Source organism: Mycobacterium sp. NTMscope_Eco_3, assembly GCF_976985685.1.
Map to the genome: position 1 here is coordinate 151,796 of NZ_CDRJYZ010000002.1, position 23,989 is coordinate 175,784.

At 67.0% G+C, this 23,989-nt stretch carries 21 protein-coding genes; 10 read left to right on the top strand and 11 right to left on the bottom strand.

The window, feature by feature from the left end; translation table 11 throughout:
• Positions 1–61: 61 nt before the first annotated feature.
• Complete coding sequence (locus AC0KTM_RS29140) at positions 62–322, bottom strand: hypothetical protein (RefSeq protein ID WP_074020917.1); 261 nt, start codon at positions 320–322, stop codon at positions 62–64.
• 7 nt (positions 323–329) lie between these two features.
• Here AC0KTM_RS29140 and AC0KTM_RS29145 point away from each other — a divergent pair, with 7 nt between their 5' ends.
• On the top strand, positions 330–899 hold the full coding sequence (locus tag AC0KTM_RS29145; RefSeq protein WP_074020913.1) for a sensor domain-containing protein: 570 nt from the start codon (positions 330–332) through the stop codon (positions 897–899).
• Between the two features lie 94 nt (positions 900–993).
• On the opposite strand, the gene AC0KTM_RS29150 is transcribed toward AC0KTM_RS29145, so the two are convergent.
• Positions 994–1,359, bottom strand: a complete 366-nt coding sequence (locus AC0KTM_RS29150) for a hypothetical protein (RefSeq protein WP_047323669.1) — start codon at positions 1,357–1,359, stop codon at positions 994–996.
• A gap of 3 nt (positions 1,360–1,362) precedes the next feature.
• Positions 1,363–1,947 (bottom strand): DUF4333 domain-containing protein, encoded by a 585-nt coding sequence (locus AC0KTM_RS29155; RefSeq protein WP_231614245.1) that lies wholly within the window; start codon positions 1,945–1,947, stop codon positions 1,363–1,365.
• Positions 1,948–2,296: 349 nt separating this feature from the next.
• Between AC0KTM_RS29155 and AC0KTM_RS29160 the strand changes: the two genes are divergently transcribed.
• Positions 2,297–3,427 (top strand): helix-turn-helix domain-containing protein, encoded by a 1,131-nt coding sequence (locus tag AC0KTM_RS29160; protein WP_158086677.1) that lies wholly within the window; start codon positions 2,297–2,299, stop codon positions 3,425–3,427.
• A 105-nt stretch (positions 3,428–3,532) separates the two neighbouring features.
• Here AC0KTM_RS29160 and AC0KTM_RS29165 read toward each other — a convergent pair whose 3' ends face one another.
• From AC0KTM_RS29165 to AC0KTM_RS29175, 3 genes are all read right to left on the bottom strand, one after another.
• Positions 3,533–3,814, bottom strand: a complete 282-nt coding sequence (locus tag AC0KTM_RS29165) for a hypothetical protein (RefSeq protein ID WP_052955331.1) — start codon at positions 3,812–3,814, stop codon at positions 3,533–3,535.
• Positions 3,815–4,171: 357 nt separating this feature from the next.
• Positions 4,172–5,011, bottom strand: coding sequence for a sensor domain-containing protein (locus tag AC0KTM_RS29170; RefSeq protein ID WP_047324250.1), 840 nt, complete (start codon positions 5,009–5,011; stop codon positions 4,172–4,174).
• 9 nt (positions 5,012–5,020) lie between these two features.
• Positions 5,021–5,389, bottom strand: a complete 369-nt coding sequence (locus tag AC0KTM_RS29175) for a WhiB family transcriptional regulator (RefSeq protein WP_158086684.1) — start codon at positions 5,387–5,389, stop codon at positions 5,021–5,023.
• Positions 5,390–6,243: 854 nt separating this feature from the next.
• Here AC0KTM_RS29175 and AC0KTM_RS29180 point away from each other — a divergent pair.
• The 6 genes from AC0KTM_RS29180 to AC0KTM_RS29205 all read left to right on the top strand — a co-directional run bounded on the left by AC0KTM_RS29180 (position 6,244) and on the right by AC0KTM_RS29205 (position 12,734).
• Positions 6,244–6,822, top strand: coding sequence for a sensor domain-containing protein (locus AC0KTM_RS29180; protein WP_074020884.1), 579 nt, complete (start codon positions 6,244–6,246; stop codon positions 6,820–6,822).
• Positions 6,823–6,910: 88 nt separating this feature from the next.
• A complete protein-coding gene (locus tag AC0KTM_RS29185) occupies positions 6,911–7,672 on the top strand; it encodes a sensor domain-containing protein (protein WP_158086685.1) in 762 nt (253 codons plus the stop codon).
• An 83-nt stretch (positions 7,673–7,755) separates the two neighbouring features.
• Complete coding sequence (locus AC0KTM_RS29190) at positions 7,756–8,193, top strand: hypothetical protein (protein ID WP_047324254.1); 438 nt, start codon at positions 7,756–7,758, stop codon at positions 8,191–8,193.
• A gap of 17 nt (positions 8,194–8,210) precedes the next feature.
• Positions 8,211–9,488 carry a DUF7373 family lipoprotein gene (locus tag AC0KTM_RS29195; protein WP_231614292.1) on the top strand — a complete coding sequence of 426 codons (1,278 nt, stop codon included), beginning with the start codon at positions 8,211–8,213 and terminating at the stop codon, positions 9,486–9,488.
• Positions 9,485–10,693, top strand: coding sequence for a DUF7373 family lipoprotein (locus AC0KTM_RS29200; protein ID WP_047324256.1), 1,209 nt, complete (start codon positions 9,485–9,487; stop codon positions 10,691–10,693). The genes AC0KTM_RS29195 and AC0KTM_RS29200 overlap by 4 nt, the downstream gene beginning before the upstream one ends.
• Before the next feature lie 7 nt (positions 10,694–10,700).
• On the top strand, positions 10,701–12,734 hold the full coding sequence (locus AC0KTM_RS29205; RefSeq protein WP_047324257.1) for a serine/threonine-protein kinase: 2,034 nt from the start codon (positions 10,701–10,703) through the stop codon (positions 12,732–12,734).
• Between the two features lie 21 nt (positions 12,735–12,755).
• Here AC0KTM_RS29205 and AC0KTM_RS29210 read toward each other — a convergent pair whose 3' ends face one another.
• The 3 genes from AC0KTM_RS29210 to mobF form a co-directional block, all read right to left on the bottom strand.
• Positions 12,756–12,971 carry a hypothetical protein gene (locus tag AC0KTM_RS29210; RefSeq protein ID WP_047324258.1) on the bottom strand — a complete coding sequence of 72 codons (216 nt, stop codon included), beginning with the start codon at positions 12,969–12,971 and terminating at the stop codon, positions 12,756–12,758.
• 139 nt (positions 12,972–13,110) lie between these two features.
• Positions 13,111–13,296, bottom strand: a complete 186-nt coding sequence (locus tag AC0KTM_RS29215) for a hypothetical protein (protein ID WP_047324259.1) — start codon at positions 13,294–13,296, stop codon at positions 13,111–13,113.
• 304 nt (positions 13,297–13,600) lie between these two features.
• The gene (mobF, locus tag AC0KTM_RS29220) at positions 13,601–19,441 is read right to left on the bottom strand and encodes a MobF family relaxase (protein ID WP_075630229.1); all 5,841 of its coding nucleotides are present in this window, start codon (positions 19,439–19,441) and stop codon (positions 13,601–13,603) included.
• Between the two features lie 287 nt (positions 19,442–19,728).
• On the opposite strand from mobF, the gene AC0KTM_RS29225 reads away from it, so the two are divergent.
• Both AC0KTM_RS29225 and AC0KTM_RS29230 read left to right on the top strand, forming a co-directional pair.
• Positions 19,729–20,220 carry a hypothetical protein gene (locus AC0KTM_RS29225; RefSeq protein ID WP_074021723.1) on the top strand — a complete coding sequence of 164 codons (492 nt, stop codon included), beginning with the start codon at positions 19,729–19,731 and terminating at the stop codon, positions 20,218–20,220.
• An 88-nt stretch (positions 20,221–20,308) separates the two neighbouring features.
• Complete coding sequence (locus AC0KTM_RS29230; protein WP_047323391.1) at positions 20,309–20,833, top strand: hypothetical protein; 525 nt, start codon at positions 20,309–20,311, stop codon at positions 20,831–20,833.
• Between the two features lie 355 nt (positions 20,834–21,188).
• Here the strand turns inward: AC0KTM_RS29230 and AC0KTM_RS29235 are convergent, their stop codons facing one another.
• Entirely contained in the window at positions 21,189–22,235 is a 1,047-nt protein-coding gene (locus AC0KTM_RS29235) for a DUF932 domain-containing protein (RefSeq protein ID WP_047323392.1), read from the bottom strand.
• Between the two features lie 464 nt (positions 22,236–22,699).
• Positions 22,700–23,647, bottom strand: a complete 948-nt coding sequence (locus AC0KTM_RS29240; protein ID WP_047323393.1) for a DUF4192 family protein — start codon at positions 23,645–23,647, stop codon at positions 22,700–22,702.
• Positions 23,648–23,989 lie beyond the last annotated feature (342 nt).

The following is a 23,989-nucleotide window of genomic DNA, read 5'->3' on the forward strand; positions in this document are numbered from 1 at the left end:
ACTGGCAGGTTCCGCCAGCCGCGCCGCCATGGCCTGTGCTACCCGGGCAACAGCCGCATCCCTACCCGGCCGGCGCAGTCGGGATAGGTCCGGGCGGATACCCGCCACCGCGGCGCCGTCCGCGTTGGCCATGGTGGGTTGCGGGTGCGGCCGCCGTGGTGGTGACGGGGCTGGTGATCACGCTGGTGGTGCTGGGCAGCAACGAGTCAACAACGACACCGAAGTCAGCGGCGCCGTCGTCCACCCGTGTCCCTTCCTCGAGCAGACCCGCGCCGACGTCATCGGCGACGAGCGCCCCGCCAGCGGCGCCGCCGGTAGACACCGCGGCCTTGCCCAGTCTGTTAGCGTCTGCCGAACAGGTCAGCAACATACTCAACCATGTGCAGATGAACCCGCGTGAGGTGTCGACGTCGCTTTCCTCGGATGCGTCGATAGACCCGGCCAAGTGCGCAAGCGCCGTGGCGCCGGCGTTAGAAGCCACCTACACGGGGTCGGGGTATACCGGGGTGGCGGTCCAAGGGTTGATGGAACCCAGTCCGGGACGTCATAAGGTTATCCAGGCTGTCGCTGCGTTCCCGGATGAGGCCGCCGCGCAGCAGTTTCGAGCCGAGCAGTTATCGGCGTGGCAGGGGTGCCGACTTACCGACGTCACCGTGTCCTTTCCCGGCGGCCAGCCGGCTGACCACGCCACGATCACCATCGTCAGCGACACAGACGGTATCGCCAGCACCGTCCTGTTGCCCGCCGGGGCAACAGGACACAAAGATAGCGAATGCGAACGTGCGATGGCCGTGCGGCGCAACATCATTGCCGATGTGCGCGTGTGTGGGCAAAACACCATCACCGCGGGCGTCATGCTGGTCCGGGCGATCAACGACAACATCACACGCCACCCCTAGCCTAGCCGCGCGAGACGCTGGGGATGGGACGTGCTCGAGACCGTATTCATGCACGATGCATTCGTCGAAACACAGTGCAGCACAGTGCAATGGCCTAGAAAACCAGCCCGTAGCAGAGCCACACAACCAGTAGCACCGGAATGATAACCGCTAGTGTGATTGCCGCAACCACCTGCACGAAGGGGTGCGGGCGCACGGCGACCGTGCTTGCGCCAAGACCCGCCGCGACGGGAATCAACACGGTCGCGGCGAGGACCGCGATGCGGCCCGAACGCACGACACTGCCCGAATTTGGTGGAAAATAACCCTCTTCGAGCTTGACTGCGAACACCCAGTTGCCCAACACGTTGAACAAGAGCAAGGCGATCAGCGACATGACCGCCAGCCCCAGCAGTGCCAGGCCTGCCCCTAAAGCGTTGCGGTAGCGCGGTTTAGGCGGGCCGGGGTCGTCGAGTGGCATGTCTTAGACCTTCGTCCCCTTCGGGGCGTCGATCTCGTAGCTACCGGCGTCATCGGTGAAGGTGACCACGAACTGGTGTTTGATGTGGTCGATGGTCGCCTGGCAGGTGAAGGTATCACCCTTGACGATGGTGGGGTTGTGTCCGTCGTTGCAGGTCACGTCGCTGACGTTTCTGGCCCCGTAACCGTTTGGGTCCGATAAGACGTGAGTGACCGCGGCCTGCACCGCCGTGACGTCGAGTTGTTTGGTCATGAAAAAGCCCGGCGCGCAGAATCCCGTGATGAGCACAGTCGCGGCGATCACGGCAAGCGCTGCACCCAGGTACAGCGGCAGACGTTTGCCGCGCACAGCTGCCCGGGCCCGGGGAGCGCGTGGAGGGAACGGGGCTGGCCCCCAAACACTCCCACCACGGTTGGGCGGGTAGTGGTGCGGGTAGGGCATCGGCCCGCGCTGAACCGGCCCCGGGAACGGTTGTAGGGGGTGCAGCGCCTGGATCGGCGGCCCGTAGGGATGCTGGGGGCCGACGGGCGCGAGGCCCGGTGTGGGCGGGTAGTGCTGTGCTGGCGGGGGCGGCTGCAGGTGGCGCATGGGGAAACCTCTCTGACTGCGGCTGCCGGCGACGGACACCACAGCCTTGCGCTCAACACTAACGCAAGCACTAAACATGGCGCAATGTTCAAAACCATAGCACCGAGCTATCGGATTACCCCGGAGTATGTCCACCCAGCCGGGTGGGCGTAACGCCTATCGGGGTAGTAAAACCGCTGGATGGCAGCTGTCAGCGTCACCGGTCACGCTCTGTGTATGCGCGGAGGCGATGCTAACAGGGATCGCGGCCATGCACTGTTTCATTAGAGGGCGCATGGCCAAGGGGTGTACCCTTCCACCGAGCGCTATGTTTGATAACACCGCAGCAGCGCGGACGAGGGAGCGACAATTGACAACCAGCCAACTGACCAACATGCCCACGCTGATTGCGCGGGTAGGTCGGGCGACTCACACCCTTAGCCCGGCGGCCGGCGTGGCTTTTATCGGTCGAGAGGCCGGGGCCGCGGTCGGCGTGGATGACGAGCGTGTCTCGCGGCGGCATGTTCGCCTCGAACCCCAACCCGCGGGCTGGCAGGCCATTGACGCCAGCACCAACGGAATGTTCGTCGATGGCGTGGCGCGCAGCGCGGTGCTCATTACCGGTGCCACGACCCTGCACCTGGGGGCACCTGACGGGGTGGAAGTGCGCCTTACCTTGGACGTTGCACGTGATGAGTCGACCCAGTCATTGAGTCCGGTTCAGACCGAATACCCGTCGTGGGACGGCGAAAGGGATCCTGGGGTGGTGCGCGCGGGCCGCGCGGTCGCTGAGCGCCGCCAACAATTACGGCTCTCTCAGCGCGAAATCGACCGGCGCGGAATTCTCAACGCGAGCGCCCTGCTTAAGTTCGAAAAAGGTGTGAGCTGGCCACGTGCAAAAACGCTGGCGAAGCTGGAAGAGACTTTGGGGTGGCCTTCGGGCTACATCACAAGCCTGCGGCGAGGCGCTGCTCCGGCGTTGCCCGTGTCGCCCGCCCCTGTTCTGATGCCTGCTACCCGTGAGTCGGTCAGCGACGAGGCGACCGAGGTGTTGACCGAGTCCATTCAGGCGCCGATGATGGCGCGGACGGTGGAATTGGCCATGGAAACCCTGGGCACGGCCATCGCTGATTTGCCTGACCCAACCGCGCCGGGGTTCATCGCCAAAGCCACCACCATCCTGGCTGATCTACGCAAGCTTGAGGGGCTTGCTGCCAGCGCTGCGCGCCACGCCACGGGCGGCCCTGAGGCCGTGAAGGCATTGAGTAGGGTGCGGCGCAGCTACAACGATGTGATGATGCGGGCTGCTGGCTCGCCGACGGCCACTTTGGGCCAGCGGCTTTACGGGGCCCGCCACCGTGCAGAGCTAAGCCTGGAGGAGGCCGCGACTGGCGCCGGCTTGCCCCTAGCAGTGCTTCAAGATGTCGAAGCCGAACGTCCCATTGCGCCCGAAGTCGCACAAGCGATCGAGAATCTCATCGCCGAGTTGACGATCACGTAACAGGAAGTGCGCGCGGCTCGACGTCGCGGCCGCGTCGTCAGAAAGCAACCAACCTCACGCAAGCTAGGTAAAGGTCGTGGGGTTGGCTGGCACGGTGGGCTGAATTCACGGAGCGCGTTGGGCGGTGTAGGCCTGGGTGGCTTGGCGGTGCAGATGCTTTCGCGCACTGTGGTTTTCGACTAAGGCAACCCAATTCCAGATCAGGGCTGACCCCACGCTCCACCAACCGGCGAGCAAATTGTGCAGCAAAGCATTGCGTAGCGCGGCCTCGCATTGAGCGAGAGTCCCTGTGACGGTGTAGGTCTGGTTGAACATGAGGATGATCGCGCCGGTGTGCTTTCTGATGCGCACCTGAAACAGGCGTTGATCGCCGGCTGCGGGGTGCATCGGGTGGCTCGCCTGCGATGACGGCGGGACCGGCCAGGGCGCCGCGGCGGCAGGTGGCTGTGGGGGCGGGGGATAGACCTGCGACGGGACGTAGGGATGTGCCGCAGGGGGGTAGGGCTGCACACCGGGCGGGTACGGCTGCGCGCCGGGCGGGTAGGGCTGCGCGCCAGGGGGGTACGGCCCCGCGGCGGGGGGATAGGGGCGGGGTTGCTGGTGTCCGTATGGCTGGGGGTACCCGGATGGTTGCTGGTTGGCATTGGGCCAAGACATAGTCGCTCCGTAAGGGGTAGGATATCGAGGGGAATGGGGCTGGCCCGCCGTTCGTGGCGAGCCGGCGTCAAGTCCCTTGGGGCGCGCTCAGTCTCGGGAGATCCCAGCGGTGGTTTTGGCCACGATGTCGCTTGCTTGCGTGGTGGTGTCCAAGCCACACCAGAGAGCGTCGATGATGACGTTGTTGGCGATCCCCATGGCACGTTGGCAGCTGGCGACGCTCGGGCCTGAGTGGGTCTGGGTGGCGGCCAAGGTGGTGTCGGTGCTCTGTGGCTCGCCGAGATTCCAGGTAAGGGGAGCATGGCCGGGTGTGATGACGGTGATTGACTGGTTGGCGCAGCCCGACCAGCGTGTCTTGGCTTGGCTGAAGAATTGCTGGGCTGAATCGGCGTCGCGGAAGCCGATCAGGGCTTGCATCAGCGCGTGCTTGGGCGCAACGGGTGCCGCGTCGTCAAGTATTTGGCCTTGCAGCGCGGTCCAGTTACTCCCTTGGTAGACGGCGGCTTCGGCCGGTTGGTAGATGTCTAGGCAGCCGGGATTGGACACTGTCTCCTCGTCGTGCCACATCTGCGAGATCGGCTTGCGCACGGCCATGGCGGTGGTGTGCGCGATGGTGTTGACGTCGCTGTCTTTGAGCAGCAGATCGGCAAGGTGCTGAGGCAAGACCGCCGGTGGTTGCCAGCGCCCCAGATCGGGTGCGGCGCTGGGGTGCCCGGCTTCTGTGGTGGTGCAGCCGGTCAGTAGTAGGGCTAAGGCGGCGGCGGTGAGGATGGTCGAGCGCACGGTGGCGGTCAGGCGCGGTGTGCGGCGACCTGTGGCGTGCTTGGCGGTGCCCGATCCACGGGCCGGGCCGCAGACGGGGAGTCGTTGGCTGGCGCTGTCGTCGACGCTGGCGATCGCGCGAGGTTCTGAAATGACGGTACTCATGGGGCTCTCCTATGCGGCGCCGGCACGAAAGCTGGGGGATTGGTGGTGGGTCTCGGTGTGTTCGGCGGGCTGCGGTAGCGGGGCCACCGCAATATCACCGATCTCGGCGTGGCGACGCCGCTCAAACTGGGCGGCCAGGAATGCGTAGACGGGTTTGAGGTCCTGCGGGTAGTCGCCGGGCAGGATCACTCCGCCCCAAACGCCGTGGGTGGCGCCAGTGGCGACCGCGTTGTAGCCGCAGCGGCCCAGAAAGGGGCATTCGGCGCACCGCTTGATCGCGCGGTGCCGGCGGCGTGCATCGAAGAACAGCTCGGGGTCTTGCCGGCAGGCCAAATCTTGGTTCGTGTGGAACAGGCGCACGTCAGCTGGCAGCTGCAAAGACGCGAACGGTCTTGCAACAGACCGGGTCTCGCTGGGGAGAGGAGGGAGGTTTGTCATCGGGGCGGTCCTTTCGTCTTTGGATGCTGGCGGGGGTCGTGATCGAGGTCGGGCGTTTGGTGAACGACGCGGCGCTTACGTGGGTGCTGGTGTCCGGTCCCGGTTGGGATGACGCAGACGCTAGCAATAAAAACACAGCAGTGCAATGTTTCAAAGCATTGCGCCCTGTTTCATGCTGTGTTTCAATGTGGGGCATGCAAATGAACGACTTCGCGCCTGGCGGCTGCGGCAGCGGCCCGGCCGGCGCTGATAACGGTCACCCCACCGCAGCGACCGACCTTTGCGCCACGCCGTCACCTACTCCTGGAGGACACCGAATGCCTGACCAGCCCAACGTGCCGATCACCCGTGCCGCGCATGACGCCCCAACATCACATGTGGTGCCGCAGTGGGCTGCGGCTCCCGCTGACTCCCAGGCCGAGGCAATTGATGTCTACCAACCCGGTCAACGGCCGGCTTTCGGCCCTGGCCCGGGCGAGGAGATCACGACTGTGTTGCCTCGCCGGCCTATCGGTTTTGCGGGGCCGGCTTCGATACCGCCTGCAGCACCGGGAATGCCGGCGTGGGGCGCGCCGGCCGGCTATTCGCCGTCGCCGTCCCGGCCCGCACCGAACCGTCGCCGGCTGCCGTTGGCGTGGATAACGGCTGGGTCCGCAGTCGTAGCCACCGCCCTGTGCGTCGGGCTCGTGATCAATTTCGCCAGCGGCTCCGACGGACCCGCCGACGTGAGGATCGCTCCGCGCTCGAGTGCCACGTCAACCGCGCCCAGCCCCAGCTCCACACCTGCGGCAACGATGCCACTCTCTGCGCTGCCAGGCGTGCTGCTGGATGTGACGACCCTCAACAGCATGCTGGGCGTCTCAAATCTCACGCCTAGGGCCGACGTGTCGCGGAATGACACGCTGGCCTTCTCCGGCGGGGACAACGATCACCCTGAGTGCGGCGGCGTCCATCACCCGGCGCTGCAACGAGAACTCGACAACAGCGGCTATCTGGGGGTGCGGATCCAAGCGGTCTCAGACCCGCGCATGACCGAGACCATCGTCGATGACGGAGCGATCTACTACTCAACGGCTAAGGCGGCCAACGACTTTGTCGACAAGCAAGCCCAAGCCTGGGAGAAATGCAACGGCATCACGCTGCATCCCGACCCGGCCCTTCATGACGGAATCTGGATGGTAGGCACCGTCGCCAATCGTGGCGGCATGGTCAGCGTCATCAATACCCAGGAAGGCGCCGAGGGTTGGCAATGCCAGCGGGCGCTTACCGCACGCAACAACGTCGTCATCGACGTGAACAGCTGCGGTTTCAATCGCAACGATCAGGCCATCGCCATCGCCACCCGCATGGCCGACCGCGTCACCCCGCATTAACCTCTGCCGCCGATGGTGGGCGGCCTCAAAATCGGCTGGCAATGCACTCACCGTGTGGCCGCGAGGCTGCACAAAGAAAGGAATGACGATGACCAGGATGTGGTTGTCGCCCAGGGTTATTCGGCTTGCCTTGCTCGTGGTGTCCTCGGTCTTGATCACGATGACGGTCGGGTGCACCGATGTTGTCCACGGCGCGGTGCGGGCAGCACCCAACCTTAAACCTCGCGCCCTGACCGGCCAGGTCATCAAAGACGCGATGCTGAGCGACACCGAGCTCTCGCACGTATTTACTCAGTCGTTCGAAATCGACCGGGCACCTGTATTCGGCGGCCCCGGGGAGCTGTTCTGGGATTGGCCCGGCGCTAGACAAAGCGATTGCGCGGGGCTCAGCCACATCCTGATGGGTGAGGTGTACACCAACGCCCAGGTCCTCAATGTCGCGCACGAACAGTGGTGGGACTCGCACGCCGATCACGATCCGACGGTGATTGACCTGGAGGAGGGTGTGGTTGCGCTGCCGACAATGGCCGCCGCCGATGCGCTGTTCGCGAAGTTCACCGAGCAATGGACCAGATGTGTTGGCGCACGCGTAGATGCCGGCGTGGGTTATCACTACGAGGTCGGCGACGTGCATGCTGACGCCTCTGTCGTGGAAGCCACCGTGGCAAACCAAGACCAAGAAACCCGGTTGCGCGAGATGCATGCGCTCGGGGCGCGCGACAACTGCATCGTCGAGGTCTCTATCACCTACTTCCGCGACACTGCTGCTGCTGCTACTGCACCCGCCCCAGGCCACAGCGCGGGCGACGTCACCCGACTGATCATGAACAAAATTGGCGATCGCGCCTGACGTGCTGGTAGCAGCGGCTACCATTTTCTGATCTGGTTCCAGACCGACACAGTCGCGCGGCAACGCGGCAAAGGGGGAGAGGGATGGGCACACACGGCGTAGCCGATCCCGAGGGATCACCCAGTGCGCTCGTGACCGCAGCGATGAGCCAACCGCGAGCCCGCCATCTCAACTCCGCTCAGCGGGCCCGTCTCCAACGCGCGGCGCGCGATGCCGCGCTGCTCTACCCTGACAATTCCGACCTGCAGCAGTGCGCCATCGACGCCGCACTCGACTACCTCAACGACAGTGCTGACCTGGACGCCGACGGCGCCAAATGGCACCGAATCCGCCAGGAAGAGAGACGACTTGGTGCCCGGGTACGACAGCTGGCAGTGATGGCGGTCGCCGACAAAGCGATTTCAGAACGCCGGGCGGCTAGCGCGATCTTCGTCGATCGCATGGCCTTGCGCCGCTGGTCGGGAAAAACAGGCCACTCGCGAAAGACGGAGTCACCGCGGGGTCAGGAATCATCCCGGTGACACCGACACACCGAACCATGGCTCACACCGCGGGGATGTATGCACGCTGGAGCGCATCACTGCCGCTACTGACCGCCCTCATTACCGCGGGGATCGCGCTCAGCAGCGGCTGCTCGTCGGTCGTGACCGGTAACGCCGTGAAGTCCGGCGGCCCAGCACCGGCGGCGGCCAACGCGGCGCTGCTCGACCCCGGCAACTATCCGCGCCGACCCCGACCGCCATTGGGCAACGTGGCCGATGACGCCGCCGGGCACCGCGTCGAAGCCCAGCGCATGGCCGACATGGTAACCGGACCCTGGCAGATCGATGACAAGCTCATCAGCCCGACGAACGCGGAAATCGCACCCACCACCGCCATATCCGACCCGGGCCGGCTTTCGGTGCTGGTGCGCGGCGAAACAATCGCCCCGATCGCCACCGCACATCACTTCGTAGCCGGCTTCGTCAGCGGCCGCGCCACCCCGCCACCACCGAAAGGACAGGCCGACAGCGACAATCCCAAGATCCTGGACAACGGAGTGTTGCGCTTCCCCACCACCCAAGACGCCGCCGACGCCGCAGCCGCCATGGGCGCAGCCGACTTGGCCACCGTGCGCCCAGGCAACATTTGGGCCACCCGACTCCCCATTCCGCGCTACCCGGCCGCGGTGGCCGACGTTGCCGCCCTCTCAGGAGGCTTTGAAGCCGAATCGTTCACCGCGCACGGACCCTACGTGTTCTTCCAGTTCGCCGGCTCCAAAGAAAGCGCCGCCGCAGCCGCCGACATGATCGCCAAAACCCTGGACCTGCAAGGCCCTTCGGCCGACCACTTCCAAGCCACACCTGTAGACCAGCTGGCCTCCTTGCCCGCCGACCCGACCGGGCTGCTGGCCCGCACCGTGCCGGCCACCGAGCCCAGCATCAATCAGTCCGCGGTCTACTCCCCGCACGCCTCCCTGCATTTTCGGTCTGACCCAATCGCTACCCAAGCGATGTACAACGACGCCGGCATCGCCCGCGTCGCCGTCGACCGCACCACCGTCTACGAGGCAGTCGATACCACCGGCGCCCAGCGCGCCGCCGACGGTCTCGTGCGTATCGACGTCCCGTTCCTGGGCTACCACTCCGCGCCCGGCATCAACGGGCTACCCTCAGCGCGCTGCTTTGACCGCGGATCCGACAGCACCGACCTGGGCGCCGTGCGTTTCCTGTGCATCGCTACCGCCGAGCGGTACGCCTTCAAAGCCACAGCGGCCCAAGAGGTCGAAGCCCACCAAGTCATCGCCGCCCAATACCTGATGCTGACCACATCATGAAGGTCCGCGCACTCACCTTGATCCTCGCCGTCGCGGCCGCGGCGATCACGGTGGCATGCAGCACGACGATCGCGGGCAGCGCCATCAAAGCCCCGGGAGAGGCCAGTTCGGACGGTGTCGATCTCGCATTGCTCGATGTCGGGAATTTTCCCACCGCCCCGCGCCCCCCGATCGGCGTGGCCAGCGACGCGCTGCAAGGCGGGTGGGCAGAAGGGCGCCGCCTGGCCAGCGCTGTGGTGGGCCCCTGGGAGGTCGACCCCGACCTGATCGACTTCGCGCAAATGGAATCCGGCGTGGTCAAAGACACTGACGCGGTCAACTCGCTGCTGGGCGCCCCGCTGGGTGAGGCCCTTAACGGCCACCACTTGCTGGCCGGGTTTTCCAGCGCCCGTCACACCGACAAAGGCGCCTACAAAGACCTGCTCAACATGGTGTTGGAACTGGCCAGCCCCGCCGACGCCACCGCCGCGATCGCCGACATGGCCGCCAAAGGCGCGTCCTTGACCATGCCATTCGACACCAAACCTGTCCCCACCCAACCAGTCTCGATTCCCCGGTACCCCGCAACGACTGCGCTGAGCTACACCTGGACCGCGCACTACCCCGAACCCGGGGGGCCGCGTTTCACGGTGACCGCCCTCAGCGCTCACGGACAATACGTGTTGGCACAAGCCGCAACGTCGGCCGACAACGCCGATAGGGCAGCCCAATTGATCGCCACCACCCTCGATGTACAGCAGCCGCTGGTCGACCAATTCAAACCCACGCCACCTGATCAGATGGCTCAACTGCCGCTGGATCCTGATGGCCTCATGGCGCGCACCGTGGCACCCCGGCAAGAAAACGAGTCGATCAGCGACGGCGTCTATGACGCGCACGGCGCCCTGCACCTGGCTCCCGACGACCCGGTGCATTTGGCGGCGCTGTTCAAATCCGCTGCCGTGCAACAGGTGGCCTGGGTGGTGGAAACCAGGATCTACCAAACCCCGGACAGCGGCTCAGCCGCGCGCCTGGTGGCTGACATGACCGGCCCGAACCAGGTTCGCGGGATCAGTGGCATGCCCAAAGCGAAATGCTTCAACGAGACCCTGGCCTACTGGTGTGTGGCCCGCGCGGACCGCTACGCCTACGAGATGCAAAACGAACAAGAACACGCACTACATCAGATGATGGCCGCCCAATACCGCATGCTGACCGGAAAGTAAGCCCCTCATGCCGCTTGCCGTAGGAACCGTCATCGCCGGATACCGCATCGAAAACGTGCTGGGCTCAGGTGGAATGGGCACCGTCTACCTGGCCCGCCACCCCACATTGCCGCGCAGCGATGCACTGAAGATTCTGTCCGCCGAGCTGTCGGTGGACCGCCAGTTCCGGATCCGGTTCACCCGCGAAGCCGACCTGGCCGCCACCCTCAACCACCCCAACATCGTGCGGGTCTACAACCGCGGCGAAACCGACGGGCATCTGTGGATCGCCATGGAGTACGTCGAAGGAACCGCCGCTAACGATTTGGCGCGCGCTAACCTCACCCCGACCCGCATCGTGCGCATCATCACCGACGTCGCCGCCGCACTCGATTACGCACACTCGCGCCGGGTGCTGCACCGCGACATCAAACCCGGAAACTTCCTAATCTCGTCACCGGGCAGCGATCACGAGCGAGTGTTGTTGGCCGACTTCGGCATCGCGCGCGCCCTCGACGATGCGACCACGTTGACCGCGACAGGCTCGATGGTCGGCACCGCGGCCTACGCGGCGCCCGAGACCATCGAAGGCCGCCCGGCCGATCACCGCACCGACATTTATTCCCTGGGCTGCGCCTTGTTTCGGCTGCTGACCAGCCGCACCCCCTACGAAGACAACTCATTGTCGGCAACGCTGGCCGGACACCTGATGCGACCCGTCCCGCACCCGACAGAAATCAACCCCTCTTTACCACCTGAGATCGACGACGTGATCGCCCGCGCGCTCGCCAAAGACCCCGATCAGCGCTTCCAAACGGCCGGCGCGCTGGCCGCGGCGACCAGCGCCGCATTCACCAATAACCCTGCGCCACCGACCACCACCGGCCCCACCGGGCCCCGGGCGAGCAACGCGACCAATCCCACGCTGAGCTATCCACCGACGCCGCCCCACGCCCAGCCGGTGTGGCCCGCCTATGATCCCCGCGGAGCAGCCGCGCCACCGAACAGTGCTATGCCCCAACAGTTCGCAGGTGTACCGTCCGGCCCAACGCCGACTGGCCCTGCCGGTTCCGCACCAACGCCCAAGGGCCGCAAACGCACTCGTCTCATCGTGGGCGCGACAGTGCTTGTTGCTGCCCTGGTCGCGGCCACCGTGGTGGGCATTCACCTGTTCGGTCACACCAGCGGCGACTTGGGCCCCTACCAGCCACAAACCCTGAACACCAAATTCGGCACCCTCAAACTCGAGCACCGCCCGGTGGCCATCGCCGCACTCGGACCCGGCGACCCCGATGCTGTGCTCTCGCTGGGCGCTCAGCCGGTCTTGATCAACGCCGCTGGCGCCACCACACCGAGCTGGTTGCAACCGCTCATGCACTCAACCCCACCGGTATTCGCGGCCGCTGATGCCGCCGCCATCACCGCGGCCAAACCCGACCTGATCATCGACACCGGCGACGTCGACCAACCTACCTACAACGCGTTGGCCTCGATCGCGCCGACACTGACCCGGCCCGCCGACAACAGCCAAGACTGGACGTGGCAGACACAACTGAACTGGGTCGCCACGGCACTGGGTCGCACCGACGCCGCCAAGACGCTACTGGACAAGGCGCAATCCGAGCAGAACACGATCCGCTCCGAGCACCGCAGCTTTCTCGGCAAATCGGCCGTCGTGATCAACTACACAGGCACCACGACCACGACCACGACCACGGCCGCGGCGACCCCGTCACCGCCGAGTAGCTACCTGGAAAGCATCGGCTTCACCTACAACCCCCACTACAAGCGCAGCCCTGGCGGCCCACCGCAGGTTCCCTTCAACATCAACGACGTCGACTACATCGGCCAGCGCAGCGACGTCATGCTGCTATTGCGGACCGACCCCGCCGCCGGCGGCGGCGGGTACGCCGGCTTGCCCGCCAAATACACCAGTTTCGGGGGCACCCTGGTCGTCATCGATGATCCCGCGACCATCACCGCCCTCAATACCGGCGGACCTGCGGCCACCAGCTACCTCAACACCGCACTGGTCACCAAGCTCACCAACCAAATCCACTAGCGCCTGTCCGACAATGTCGAGTCAGACGGCCCGCCACTGGTCCGGCTTCTTCTTGTCGGTGAGATGCCGAACGCGCGCCACCAGTGGTGAATGACCCTGCTTTTTTGCCCAGTCGATCGCATCCTGCTGGGTTGAGGCCCGGTGGAGTTCGCTATCAGCGTGGTCTTCGACGACATAGTGCGAGATAGCGTCTCCTTCGCGGCCTTTGGGTCGCGGTTCGACGTAGACGTTGCCCATGAGTGTTTCTCCGTTCTGCGTGCTGGTCAGACAATCTCTGCGTACCCAGCCCGTGGGCCCGTGTCACACAGCGCCGCGAGGTGACACGTGCGGCAGCCTGAAACGGGCGGCGACCATCCGCCACCTGTAACCAGGAGAGTCAGGACGTTCGCCGCAAGCGCCGCACGTCGTGTTCGACACAACCCACGCGTTCGGCCGCCTCTGCGACCGAGAGCTCGGGGTTAAGGAGGATTTGCAACTCGGCGGTAGTGAAGGTCGGTTCGACGTCCCAGGGAGCCTCATCCCACCCGGTTTCACTGAAGCCAGAAAACAGTTCGTCGCACATAGCTATCCTCACGAAACATGGAGAAGGACCGAAGATTTCGATGAATGAGGTCGGGGGCTGCGTCGCCCGCCGGGATGACCTCCGTGTGTTGATCGTACCGTCGCGGTGTTCCATTTGCTGGCTTACAGCCGCGTGAGATCGCAGGCTGTACGTCACTAGCCGATTCGAGGTCATCGCTCGTAACCACCCGATGCACGATCGAAATTCGGTGAACGACGCAGAAAAGTGCGGAGAGCGACGAGTGGGAAACCTGCGTAGACCCACTGGTGTCGAAGGCGCGAGGTCGGCCGCGATCGGGTGAACTTTAGAGTTCGAGGCCGTTGCCGCGGTTCTGGTGGCGGCCGCGGGTGCGGTCGCGTTCGGCGATGGAGTCCAATCGCTGTGCGGTGGCGGCGATGTCGCGCAGCTGCGCAAGCACTTGGGTGCGTTGGTACAGGACTTCGACGGCGCGGCTGCGCTCGGGGCTGGGTGTGCTGGTGGCGGCGAGGTAGTGTTCGGCGCGCTCGATGGCGGTGCGAGGTTGGGTGCGGCCGGGGTCGGGGGTGCCGAGGTGTTGGGTGTTGGGCAGGTCGTTGGTGAGCACGGCGATCAGGGTGTGGGTGGGCTGTCGATCACCGGGGGTGGCGACCAGTACAAGTTTGGTGTTGGTGGCCGCGGCGGTGTGGGCGAGCCAGCGCAGTTGTGCCGGGGTGAGGGTGTCGGCGTCGTCGACGATGATCAGGCTGCCCAGCGGTGGTTTGTGTCGCTGGGCGGTGAGGTCGGCGCGGTAGTCGTCGATGCTGGTGGTGGTGTCGGCGTAGGTGTGGTCAGGGGCGTTGTCGGAGCCGGTGACCGCCAAGGTGGTCTTGTTGTGGTGGTGGGCGGTGTCGGCGAGGGCGCTCAGGGTGGCTGTTTTGTCGGCACCGGGATGCAGGTGGAGCAGCTGGACGCTGTGAATGTTGGTGGTCAGCGCGCTAACGGCGCGGCGATGCGCGTCGTCGAGGCCATCGAGGGCGGCCGGCGGAGGTGTGTAGAGGGCGGCGGGGCTGGCAGCGCTGGCCGCGTCCAGGAAGTCGACTTCGGCCTGAAGCTGGTCGAGATCGGCGCCCAGATCGTAAGTGTGGGCGGGGGTTTGGGCTAGCGAGCGGGCGGCTGCGGCTTCGGCGCGGGCGAGCTGGTCATCAAGGTTGCGGGCGCGTCGGCGGGCGAGGTTGAGGGTGTCGGTGTCGGCGCGCACGGCTTGCGCGCGGCGCGCGTGCAGGTGGTGTTCGGTGACGATGCCGGCCTGGCCGCCGGCGCTGTCGATGAGGTCGGCGCGCGCACCCTCGAGGCGGTCGCGCGCGGTGCGTACCGCGGCGTCGACGTGCTCGGTTTGTTCGCTGACCTGAGTGTGGTGTTGCTGGTAGCGGTCCGCGATGTCGTGGTCGCCGCGTTCGGTGGCCGCGGTGATCGCGGCGGCAAGCTGGGTGAGGAGTTGATGGTGCAGCTCGGCGGTGTCTTCGGCGTGCACCCAGCGGCCATGCGCCTGGGCGAGAGCCTGCTGGTAGGGGCGTTGTTCGACGAGCCGTTGGTGCAGCTTGGCGAGTTCTGCAGCGGCCGCGCGTTCAGCGGGTCCACCGCCGCCGGACAGGATGGCGTCGACGAGTTGGCGGGCGTGGTGGTGGGCGGCGTCGCGGCGGGCCCGTAGGGCGGGGATGTCGATGTCGTCGACGTGGGCCGGGGTGTGGGGGCGGGTGGTGGGCAGGTCGGCGATGTCGAGGTCGCCGAGGTCGTCTTCGACGAACCCGTAGGAGTAGTCGTGGGGGTCGGGTGGGGGCTCGTGCAGGTCGGCGTCACCGATGTGGTGGTCGGTGAGGTCGAATTGCTGTTGGCCGGTGAATGTTTCGGCGCGCTCGGCGGGGTGGGGGATGTCGGGGTCGATGGTGGCGGCGTGGTGGGTGAGCAGTTCGACGCGGTAGGTGAGCAGGCGGGCGTATTCGTCGGGGCGGATGGTCTGGGTGGCCGAGATGTCGTGCAGGTGTTCGGCGGCGGCGGCGAGCAGATCGTGTGGGGGCCAGCTCGCGGCGGTGACCGCGGCGACCAGGCCGGGCCAGGCGGGGTCGGTGATGATGGCTTCGGCGATGCGGGTTCCGAATAGGTGGTGCAGCTCGGCGGTCCAGGGGGGCCGCAGTTTGGTGTCGGTGCCTTCCAGTGAGGGGGGTGCGAGGGTGCCGGCCAGGCGCCACCACAGGGCGGCGGCGGGCATGTCTGCGGGCAGGGGCCCGTGTTGGGTGGCGGCGTCGTGGAGGAGGGCGGAGACGTCGGCGCCGGCGCGGGCGGCGCCCTCAAGGTGGGTGGCCAGCCGCGGCCAGTAGGGGTCGTCGGTGAGGTGGGGGTTGATGGTGTCGGCCAGTTGGCGCCAGCGGGCGGTGTCGGCGCCGGCGCGGGTCAGGGCGGCGTCGAGGCGCGAGTGGATGACTTGTTGGATGATCGCGGAGCGGTTGGCGTGCTGTTCGGGGCCGGTGATGCGGGTGTCGGCGGGATCGACGTGGTGGGCGGCGCGAAAGACCGCGATTTCGGCCAGCAGGTTGCGGTTGCCGTCGAGCAGGGGCCGCGCCCAGGCGGGTGCGGTGGTGGCATCCCAGGCGCGGGCGGTGCCGCGGATGTGATCGGCGAGCTCTCGCACGAGGTCAGCGCGGGCGTGTAGGTAGGTCGCCCATGTTGGGTCGGTCGTGATGACGTCGGGGATGGCGGGCAGCCAGTGCAGCGGTCCACGGTCTGCCGCGTCGACGCCGGTGGGGGCTGGCAGACGCCAGTCCAGGACGGCGGCCGGGTCATGTGCGTCGCCCAGCGGGGTGGCCGCGGCGTCGTGGAGTGCGTCGATGGGGTCGTGTCCTTCGATGGCCAACAGGGCCAGGTGGCGGCGCAGCACGGGCCAGGCTTGGGCGTCGGTGAGGTGGTGGCCCAGGTGTGCGGCGGCAGTGTCGATGCGGGCCATGACGTCGGGGCCGGCGTTTTGTTCGGCGGCGGCGGTCAGCGCGTCGGAATACATGTCGGCGGCCAGGTGCAGCCGGTTGAAGGGGTCGGTTTCGGCGGCGGCGAGGGTGTGGGCGGATTGTTGGGCGCCGTCGCGGCCCAGGATGGTGGTCAGGATGTCCACGGCGGTGGGGGGGTGGGTGGCTTTGGGGGTCAGGATGCGGTGCGGGTCGGCTTCGGCGGTCGAGACGTAGAGATGGTTTTCGGTGCGGCCGCGGGTGAGCGCGACGTAGAGCTGTTGGCGTGAGAGGCGGTCGGAGCCGACAATGTGGCAGGTTCCTTCGGTGTCGCGGCCGCCGGCGGTCATGCCTTGGGCGGCGTTGATGGTGCTGGCGTATCCCAGCGTGGTGTAGGTGGTGACGTAGCGGGCGGGGAGGCGCACGGGGGTGGCCGGACCGCGCAGGGGGACGACGGTGATCGAGCCGTCGTCGTGCACGGTGCGGATGATCCAGCGGTGGCCGTTTTTGACCCAGGCGCCGTGGGTGGTGGTGCGTAGCCAGCGGGCGTTTTTGCGGGTGGCGACCCAGTCGCCGGCAGAGGCGGTTAGCCCGTCGGCGAGGGTGACGGTGGCCGCCGAGTGGGGATCGTGGGGGTTGCTGGCCGGGGAGTTGGGGGTGTGGGTGAGCCGGTCGAGGCGGGCCCGTTCGTTGAGTTGGGCGACCAGATCATTGGTGGGGGCGAGCAGGATGGAGTCACGCCCGGCGGCGCGGTCGGCGGCCCACGCGGTGTAGGCCAGGTCGGCGGCGGTGGCATCGGCGCCGACGTGGACGCGGTGGTGGTCGATGTAGAAGCCGATTCCGGCGGGATCTCCGGCGCGCATCGCCAGGCTGGCGGCGGCTTCGGCCTTGCCGGTTTCGGGGTGGGTGAAGCGCACGACGGTGCTCAGGGTGACGGTGTCGTGGCGCTCGGCCAGGTCGCGCAGGACACCGCCGGCCGAGACCGAGGCCAGTTGTTGGTCGTCGCCGATGAGGCGCACGCTGGCCCCGCGGGCAAGGGCGTGGGCGATGAGGGTGTCGAGGTCTGCGGTCGAGGCCATGCCGGCTTCGTCGACGATGAGCAGGGTGTCTGATCCGATGCGGTCGAACCACGTGCGAGCGGGGTCATCGGCGGCGGCGGGGCTGCCGTGGCCGGTGTCGGCGAGCTGGATGAGTTTGGCGATGGTGTCGGTGGGGGAGGCGAGGTCTTGGGCCAGGACTTCGGCCGCGCCGGCGGTGGGTGCCAACCCGATGACGGTGCCGCCACTGTTGCGCCAGGCAGCAGCCAGGGCGGTCATGGCGGTGGTTTTGCCGGTGCCGGCGGGGGCGAGTGCGAGCTGCAGGCGGGCTCCGGAGGTGGCCATGTCGCGCACCATGGCGGCTTGTCCTTGGTTGAGTTCCAGGCCGTGGTTGGCATGTGTTTCGGCCAGCGCTAAACCGATGCTGGTGTCATCGACGGCGCGCCCGTTGCGCAGGGTGGCTGCGGCCAGGATGCGCCGCTCCGCCGCCATGATGGCCGCACTGGTGTAGACGGTGGTGTCATGGCGGGTGTAGACGCTGGAACCGTCGCGCCGCAGCAGCGGCGCTGGCTCGTTTTTTTCCGTGTCGGCGTGGCTGCTCAAGGTGATGCTGTGCGCGGCGAGCGCGCTGGCGACGATGCGGTTCACCAGGTCGGGTCCGCCCGGGTGGTTGGCGTAACGCAGGGCGCGTTGGGCTTGAGCGCGTACGTGGTTGACCGTCCAGGTGGCTCGGTTCTCTGAGACGGTGGCGATCACGGCGGCGGCCTGCTCGTCGACCCATTGATCGGTGATGGCGACTTGTTGGGACGGGCTTTGGTTGGTGACGTCGGCGACCATGGCCGTGAGGGCTCGTTGGCTGCCGAGCACTTCGACGGCAGCCACGCGCCAGGCGTGGCGCTGCTCGGCCAGCGAGCGTGGTTCGTGCTTGGCTTGGCGTGTTTCCAAGGTGGCCTGCTGGGACAGTGCGAGCATCTCGACCACGGTGGGTTCACGCCCGTGGGTGGTGTGGAATTGCTTGGCCAGCTGGCCCACGCGGTGGTCGATCGCCGCGCTGCGTGAGGAGTATTTCTCTATTAGTTCGGCGGGGATGCCGACGATTTCGCGCACCGGCCGTTTGCCGGGTTTGGCCGCGGTTTCGGCGAAGTCGACGCCCAGTTTCGCGATTGTCAGGGCTTCGAGGCGGGTGTTGTACAACTCCGAGGCCGCGACCGTGGCGTGGTGCAGGGGGGTGCCGTCTAAGGCCAGCCAGCGCGGGACGCCGTCGGCGGCGATCGCTTGCACTTTGTTGCTGATCACCAGGTGGGTGTGCAGGTTGGGATCTCCGGCGCGGCTGTCGCGGTGATCGAAGGCGGCGGCGATCAATCCGGTGGTGTTGACCTGAGCAACACCGTGGGCGCCCATGCGGGAAAACGCGGCGTGTTCTTCGAGGAATCGCAGCGTGTCGGCTACGGCCTGGCGGTGGCATTCCTCGATCGCGCGAGCGATCGGTGTCGGCGCGATCGCCCATAACGCTGAGACGGATTTGACCGGGGTGAAGGTCAGGTCGTAGCCGGCCACTGCGGTGGTGGCTGCTCGTGAATTGCGTGCGATGAATCCCGACAGTTCCCGGTCATCGGCGGGCGGGCGAGCGTGCTTCTCGGTGAACATCTCGCGCCCGAGCGCGGTGCGGATCCGGGCCCGCACGTCGGCGGCGATGCTGTCGTGTTCACCGCTGCCGACCGTGATGTTGTAGTCGCGGTAGGCCTGGCGCAACCGGGTGACGAACTGGTTTTCGGTGTCGTGGACGGCAAACGGGCGACCCAGCCGTGCGGCAGCAAGCGCCCCGGATTGGCCCAGGCCAATGCCGGTCAGATGCTTGGTGATTCGATCGGCGTTGGGGTGCAAGCCTTCCCCGAATAGGGCTTTCATTTGGTCTTCGCTGACCTGAGATCCCGCCGCCACTGCCCATAGGTCGGCGACGATCGGGTCAGAGGGGTCGCGTGAGACGGGCTGGCCGAGTGCGGCCAGACCACCGCCCATCCACACGCCGGGGGATTCACCTTTGGTGCTGTAGTAGTCGCTGAGGCTGGGGCGACCGCGCTCGGTGGCATCGGCGGCCGCGACTTGCCGTATCAGGTACATGTACCCGTCTCCGGCGGTCAGCTTGTGTAAGCCCATCACCGCGACATCACCACGGTTCAACTCTCACATCGCCTCGGGCGTTACGCGACGCCCGCGACCGACAAGATGATGCCCGGGAGGTGCTCTCACAAACCGCCGTTACCGAATCGTCACCCTGAGTGCAAGAGGTGTGATGTTCAGTGAGTGGTGGTAGTTAGGTTGGCCTAAGTGCCGGTGGGCTGGTGTGGTGAGTGGTCGGGTCCGGGCATGGGGAGCGGGGGCAGTGGTGAGATTTTTGTGTCCGGGTGCGGCGTAAGGGTTTTGCGGGCTTTAGCGTGTGATGGATGGGAAACAAGGCGGTCAGCAAGGGAGCCCGGCGGGCGGCGCGCGAAGCGGCGGCCGCGGCGCAGGAAGAAGTCATCCGACGCACGAAGGCCAACGTCGAGGATCTCGCGGCGTTTTTCGACGCGCGCGATCGGGCCGAGGCGGTCGATGTGTGGTTGGCCGGGCGTCAGCAGGTGTTGGTCGAGCAGGCCGCGCAGCGGCGCGCGGTTCAGCGCCGGCAGTGCGGCCTGGCGCTGCGGTCGATGCGTGACCGCGGGGAGACGCTGCGCGAGATTGCACGCATGGCCGGGGTTAGCGAGAAAGCGGTGCGCGAGTTGATCCGCGAGGTCGAATCACCTGAGGCGGTGGCTGAGCCGGTCCAGGCGTCCGTGGGCGTTGGTGAGGGAACGGCGCGGGCGTCGGCTGCGCAGAGTCTGGCGGCCAATGGGCTTAGCGGCGCGGGTGCGTACGCGGATGGGCGCGTGGGAGAGCCGGTGTCAGCGCGGGCCTAGTGCAGGTTCGGTCGCGGTGTCGGTGTGCGCTGAGATGATGGCGGCGACAGGCGACTTGGGGTCGCTGGAGCCGAAAGCAGTGGGAGTTATGGGGGTTTCGCAACCGCTACGGTTGGTGGTCGATCCGCGGGCGCATGTCGAGGAGTTGTTGCGGTTCGAGGCGAACGTTGTTCGCGGCCCGGGTGCGGAGGACTGTGCGATCTGGTGTTCGGCGATCGGCGCGGATGGGTACGGGCGCTTTTGGGTGCGCCGTGGCGGCGCGCGGATCATGGTCCGGGCCAACCGTTATGCGCTCGCCGCGGCCTTGCAGGGGCGAGCGTTGGAGCCGTGGGTGCGCGCACTGCATGGTTGTGATAACCCGGCGTGCGTTCGAGTGAGCCGGCGGGGCCAGATCGGTCTGCTGCACATCATCGGCGGCTCGCAACGCGACAACATGCAGATGATGGCGCGCGCTCGGCGCGGCGGCGGCCGGGTGGTCGTTCGCCGCGGCGATCACGGGATTAAAGCGCGCCGCGCGCGGGCAGTGGCGCTGCGCGAAGCGGTGCGCCATGGGTGGGACGCCGAAGCCGTCGAGGCGGCGCTGCTGGGGTCGACCGACCCGACCCTGTGGTGAGCGCATGGGCGGTAACGGCATTGTGCCTGTCGACGGGGTGGCGGAGTCTGTCGTAGGAGGATCCTGGTGATGCGCAGTGCGGCGCGTGGAACGCAGCGCTGCGAGAGCCCAATGCAGTGTCAGCGATGGGCGTGTGGCGGGTAGGTGTCGGCGGGCATTGCCGGGCGGAACGGATTGGGAGCTGTTTGTCGCGAGCGCCCGGAGTGCGGCGCGCGCGGAGCGCGTTGCTGGCGACGGGCTGGCGAGCGGTGGCGTATGCAACGGCGGCAGGGGCACTGCGGAAGAAAAAGGGGGGCCCGGCCAACCCCGCGGATGCAGGTGTTGGCCGGGCCCCGGGGTTGCCGCCGGCGGGCGGCTACAGGGTTTGCAGGAGACGGAACGCGTGCGCCTTGAGCGCGCCGCTGCCGGCGGCCGCGGTGACGGTCCGCAGCGCGCGGGCCGTGCTGGCGTCGTGGGCGGTTCTGGCGCCGCGGACTGGCACGACGTGGTCCAGGTATTCAGTGACGGCGTTGTAGGCCGCCCATCGGGTGCCCGCGATGGGTGTGATGGTGGGTGAGGACGTCCACAGCTTGACGATCCCGCTGGCGCGTTCGCGGCGGTGGCGCCGGGTGGCGGCGGTGCTGGCCGAGTCGACCTCGAGCAGTGTGTTGGCGAAGGACCGCATCTGTTCGGTGTCCATCGGTGCGGCGTAGAGCGCGGCGGCCTCGGCTTCGAATGCTTCGATGTAACGCCAGCTGAGCTTGAGGGCGTTACGGGCTTCGGCGATCGAGGCCCGCGCACCGCCGGTGTGGCGGATGGATAAGCTGGCCTTGGCCGAGGCGATGGCCGCACTTTGTGTGTTGGCGCACACGATGCGTACCGGGGACACGATGAATCTGAAGGCTGAACTGCCGTCGTGTGAATTGAGCGCCGCGAGGTAGAAGTCGGTGCGGTCCTTGGTGCCGTCTTTGCCGTCGAAGACCATACTGCTGGGCAGTTTCATGGTGACGAACGTTTCCCGTCCGCCGCGCAGGGCGCCGGCGGTCTCGAAGTGCGCGCCGCCGCTTTGATCCACCAATGCGTCGAGCAGGTCGCAGGAGGCCTCGTTTTGGACAGGCTCGTACTTGCTGCCGACGACCCCGAGAACGTCAAGGCGGCCGTTGATGGGGTTGGTGCGCACGGTCGCGTAGAAGTCGGGCACCGCCAGGGGCGCTGGGGTGGTGACGCCGGTGTCGTCGAGGACGGGTTCTTGGGGAACCTGCAGGGGCATCTTGCGGACGTTCCAGCCGGCCAGGTGCGCGGCCCGCAGTGCCTCGGCGGCGGTCATCGCGTGCCCGACCGATTGACCGAGGCGATGCCAGGCGTCGGAGCGGGAGTTGGCGAAGGAGACCTGTCCATCGGTGGAGTCGAGTTCGTGTGCCATGAGAGTTGTTCCTTTCGTAGAAACGGTGTTGGTTCGCGCCGATCAGCGCTGGGTGTAGGGGGACCGGCGGGGTGGCGCTGTCAACCCCGAAGAGGCCGGCGGATCAGCAGGAGGCGGATTTTCGGCCCGGCGAGCCCGGCGCGCAGCGCTTGGGGCGAGCTGGCGTAGGGCCGAGAAATGCCGCCGGTGCCGCCCGGGCGCAGCGAGAGCCTGGCCGGCTAGGCCGGCGGGAGCGGAGAACGGGCGAGCCCGCCGGGCGTGGGTTGACAGCGACGGGGTCCCTGCCGGTCAGACTGGACACCCGCTGACGGCTAGAAGAAGGTGAGGGGCTACGGATTTCGGCCCCGTAGGGGCCGCTTGGGCGGTCGCGCGGGGCGCGCCGCTAACGCCGCAGCCGGAAGAAAAAGGGGGGCCCGGCCAACCCCGTGTAATTAGGGCTGGCCGGGCCCGGTGGACGGTGGCGGTTAGTCGCTGTTGGTGGCTTCGATGATGGCGCGGCGAATTTGTTCGGGCGCTATGCCAGAGTGCAGGGCAGTGAGCAGCATGAGAGCCAGCCGCGGCGGCGGGGTCTGGGTGGTTTCGGCCTCAGTGAGAGCCGCTTGTGCGGCGATGCCGGCCCGAATGGTGTCGCCCAGAAAGCAATAGCAGGCGGCGGCGATGGTGAGCGCTTGGGCGCGTGGCTGGCCTCGCAGGCGGCGGGCGATGTGGGTCCAGAGGTAGGCGGCGGTGTCGGTGTGTTCGGCTGCCGCGGCGATCATGGCATCGCGCACGCCGACGTCGGTGGTGATGGCGATGCCGGCGCGGGTGGGCAGGTTGCGGTTGATCGGTTGGCCTTGCAGGGCGTCGGCGACCTCTTGGGCGACCTGGATGACGAGCGCGCCGTGATCACCAAGTGCCATTGGTGGGGCGGGGGGCAGGTAGGCGAATTCGGCTTCGATGTCGCTGCGGGCGGGGGTGACTCGGTCACCGCCAAGGACGCGGTGGGCGGTGACGAGTGAGTCTGTGTAGGGGTAGGTGGGACCGGTGGCGCCGCTGTCGGGGTCGTACCACTGGCCCTCGGTGGTGACATCGGGGGTCATGATGCTGCGCAGTACGGGGATACCGGCGGCGCGCAGAGCCGCGCGCAGGGCGTTGATGATGGTGAGGGCGTGCCATTCGTGGGTGTGGTCGCAGATCGCCAGGAGCACGGCGGCGTGGCTGGTCGCAGGCTGCAGGTTGACGGTGGCCGGGAAGCGGGCGGCTTGTTGGACTGAGATGGTGACGTCGAAGCGAATCGCGGTGCGCACGACCATGTCGCCGGTGGGATCGCGGTGCAGCATGTAGGCCACAATGCTATTGGTGGGGGCGAAGCCCAGCAGCGCCGCGGCAGCCGCAACGATGTCTGCTTCGGTACGCAAAGTGGTTGTGGGCATGATGTGTTCTCCGTTCTGTGTGCTGAGTGGTGCGCCGGTCAGCGCTGGGGGAGCGGTTAATCGGGTGAGGGTGGGCGGTCAACCCCGAAGAGTCCGCGCCGAACGCAGCAGGGTTTTTGGCCCGCGCTCGCCGGCGCGCAGCGCCTTGGGCGAGCTGGCATAGGGCCGAAAAGGTCACTCGGCCTGCGTAGTTCGGGGTGGGCGTGGGTTGACCGGTCGGGCCCCCGGCCGATTAGACTGCGACCCCTGCTGACGGCTTAAAGGTGAGGGGCTACCAACCCGGTGGCCACCGTGAGGTGGCCAATGCGGCGGGCACGCGGGGCGCGCCGCCGCCACCGCAAC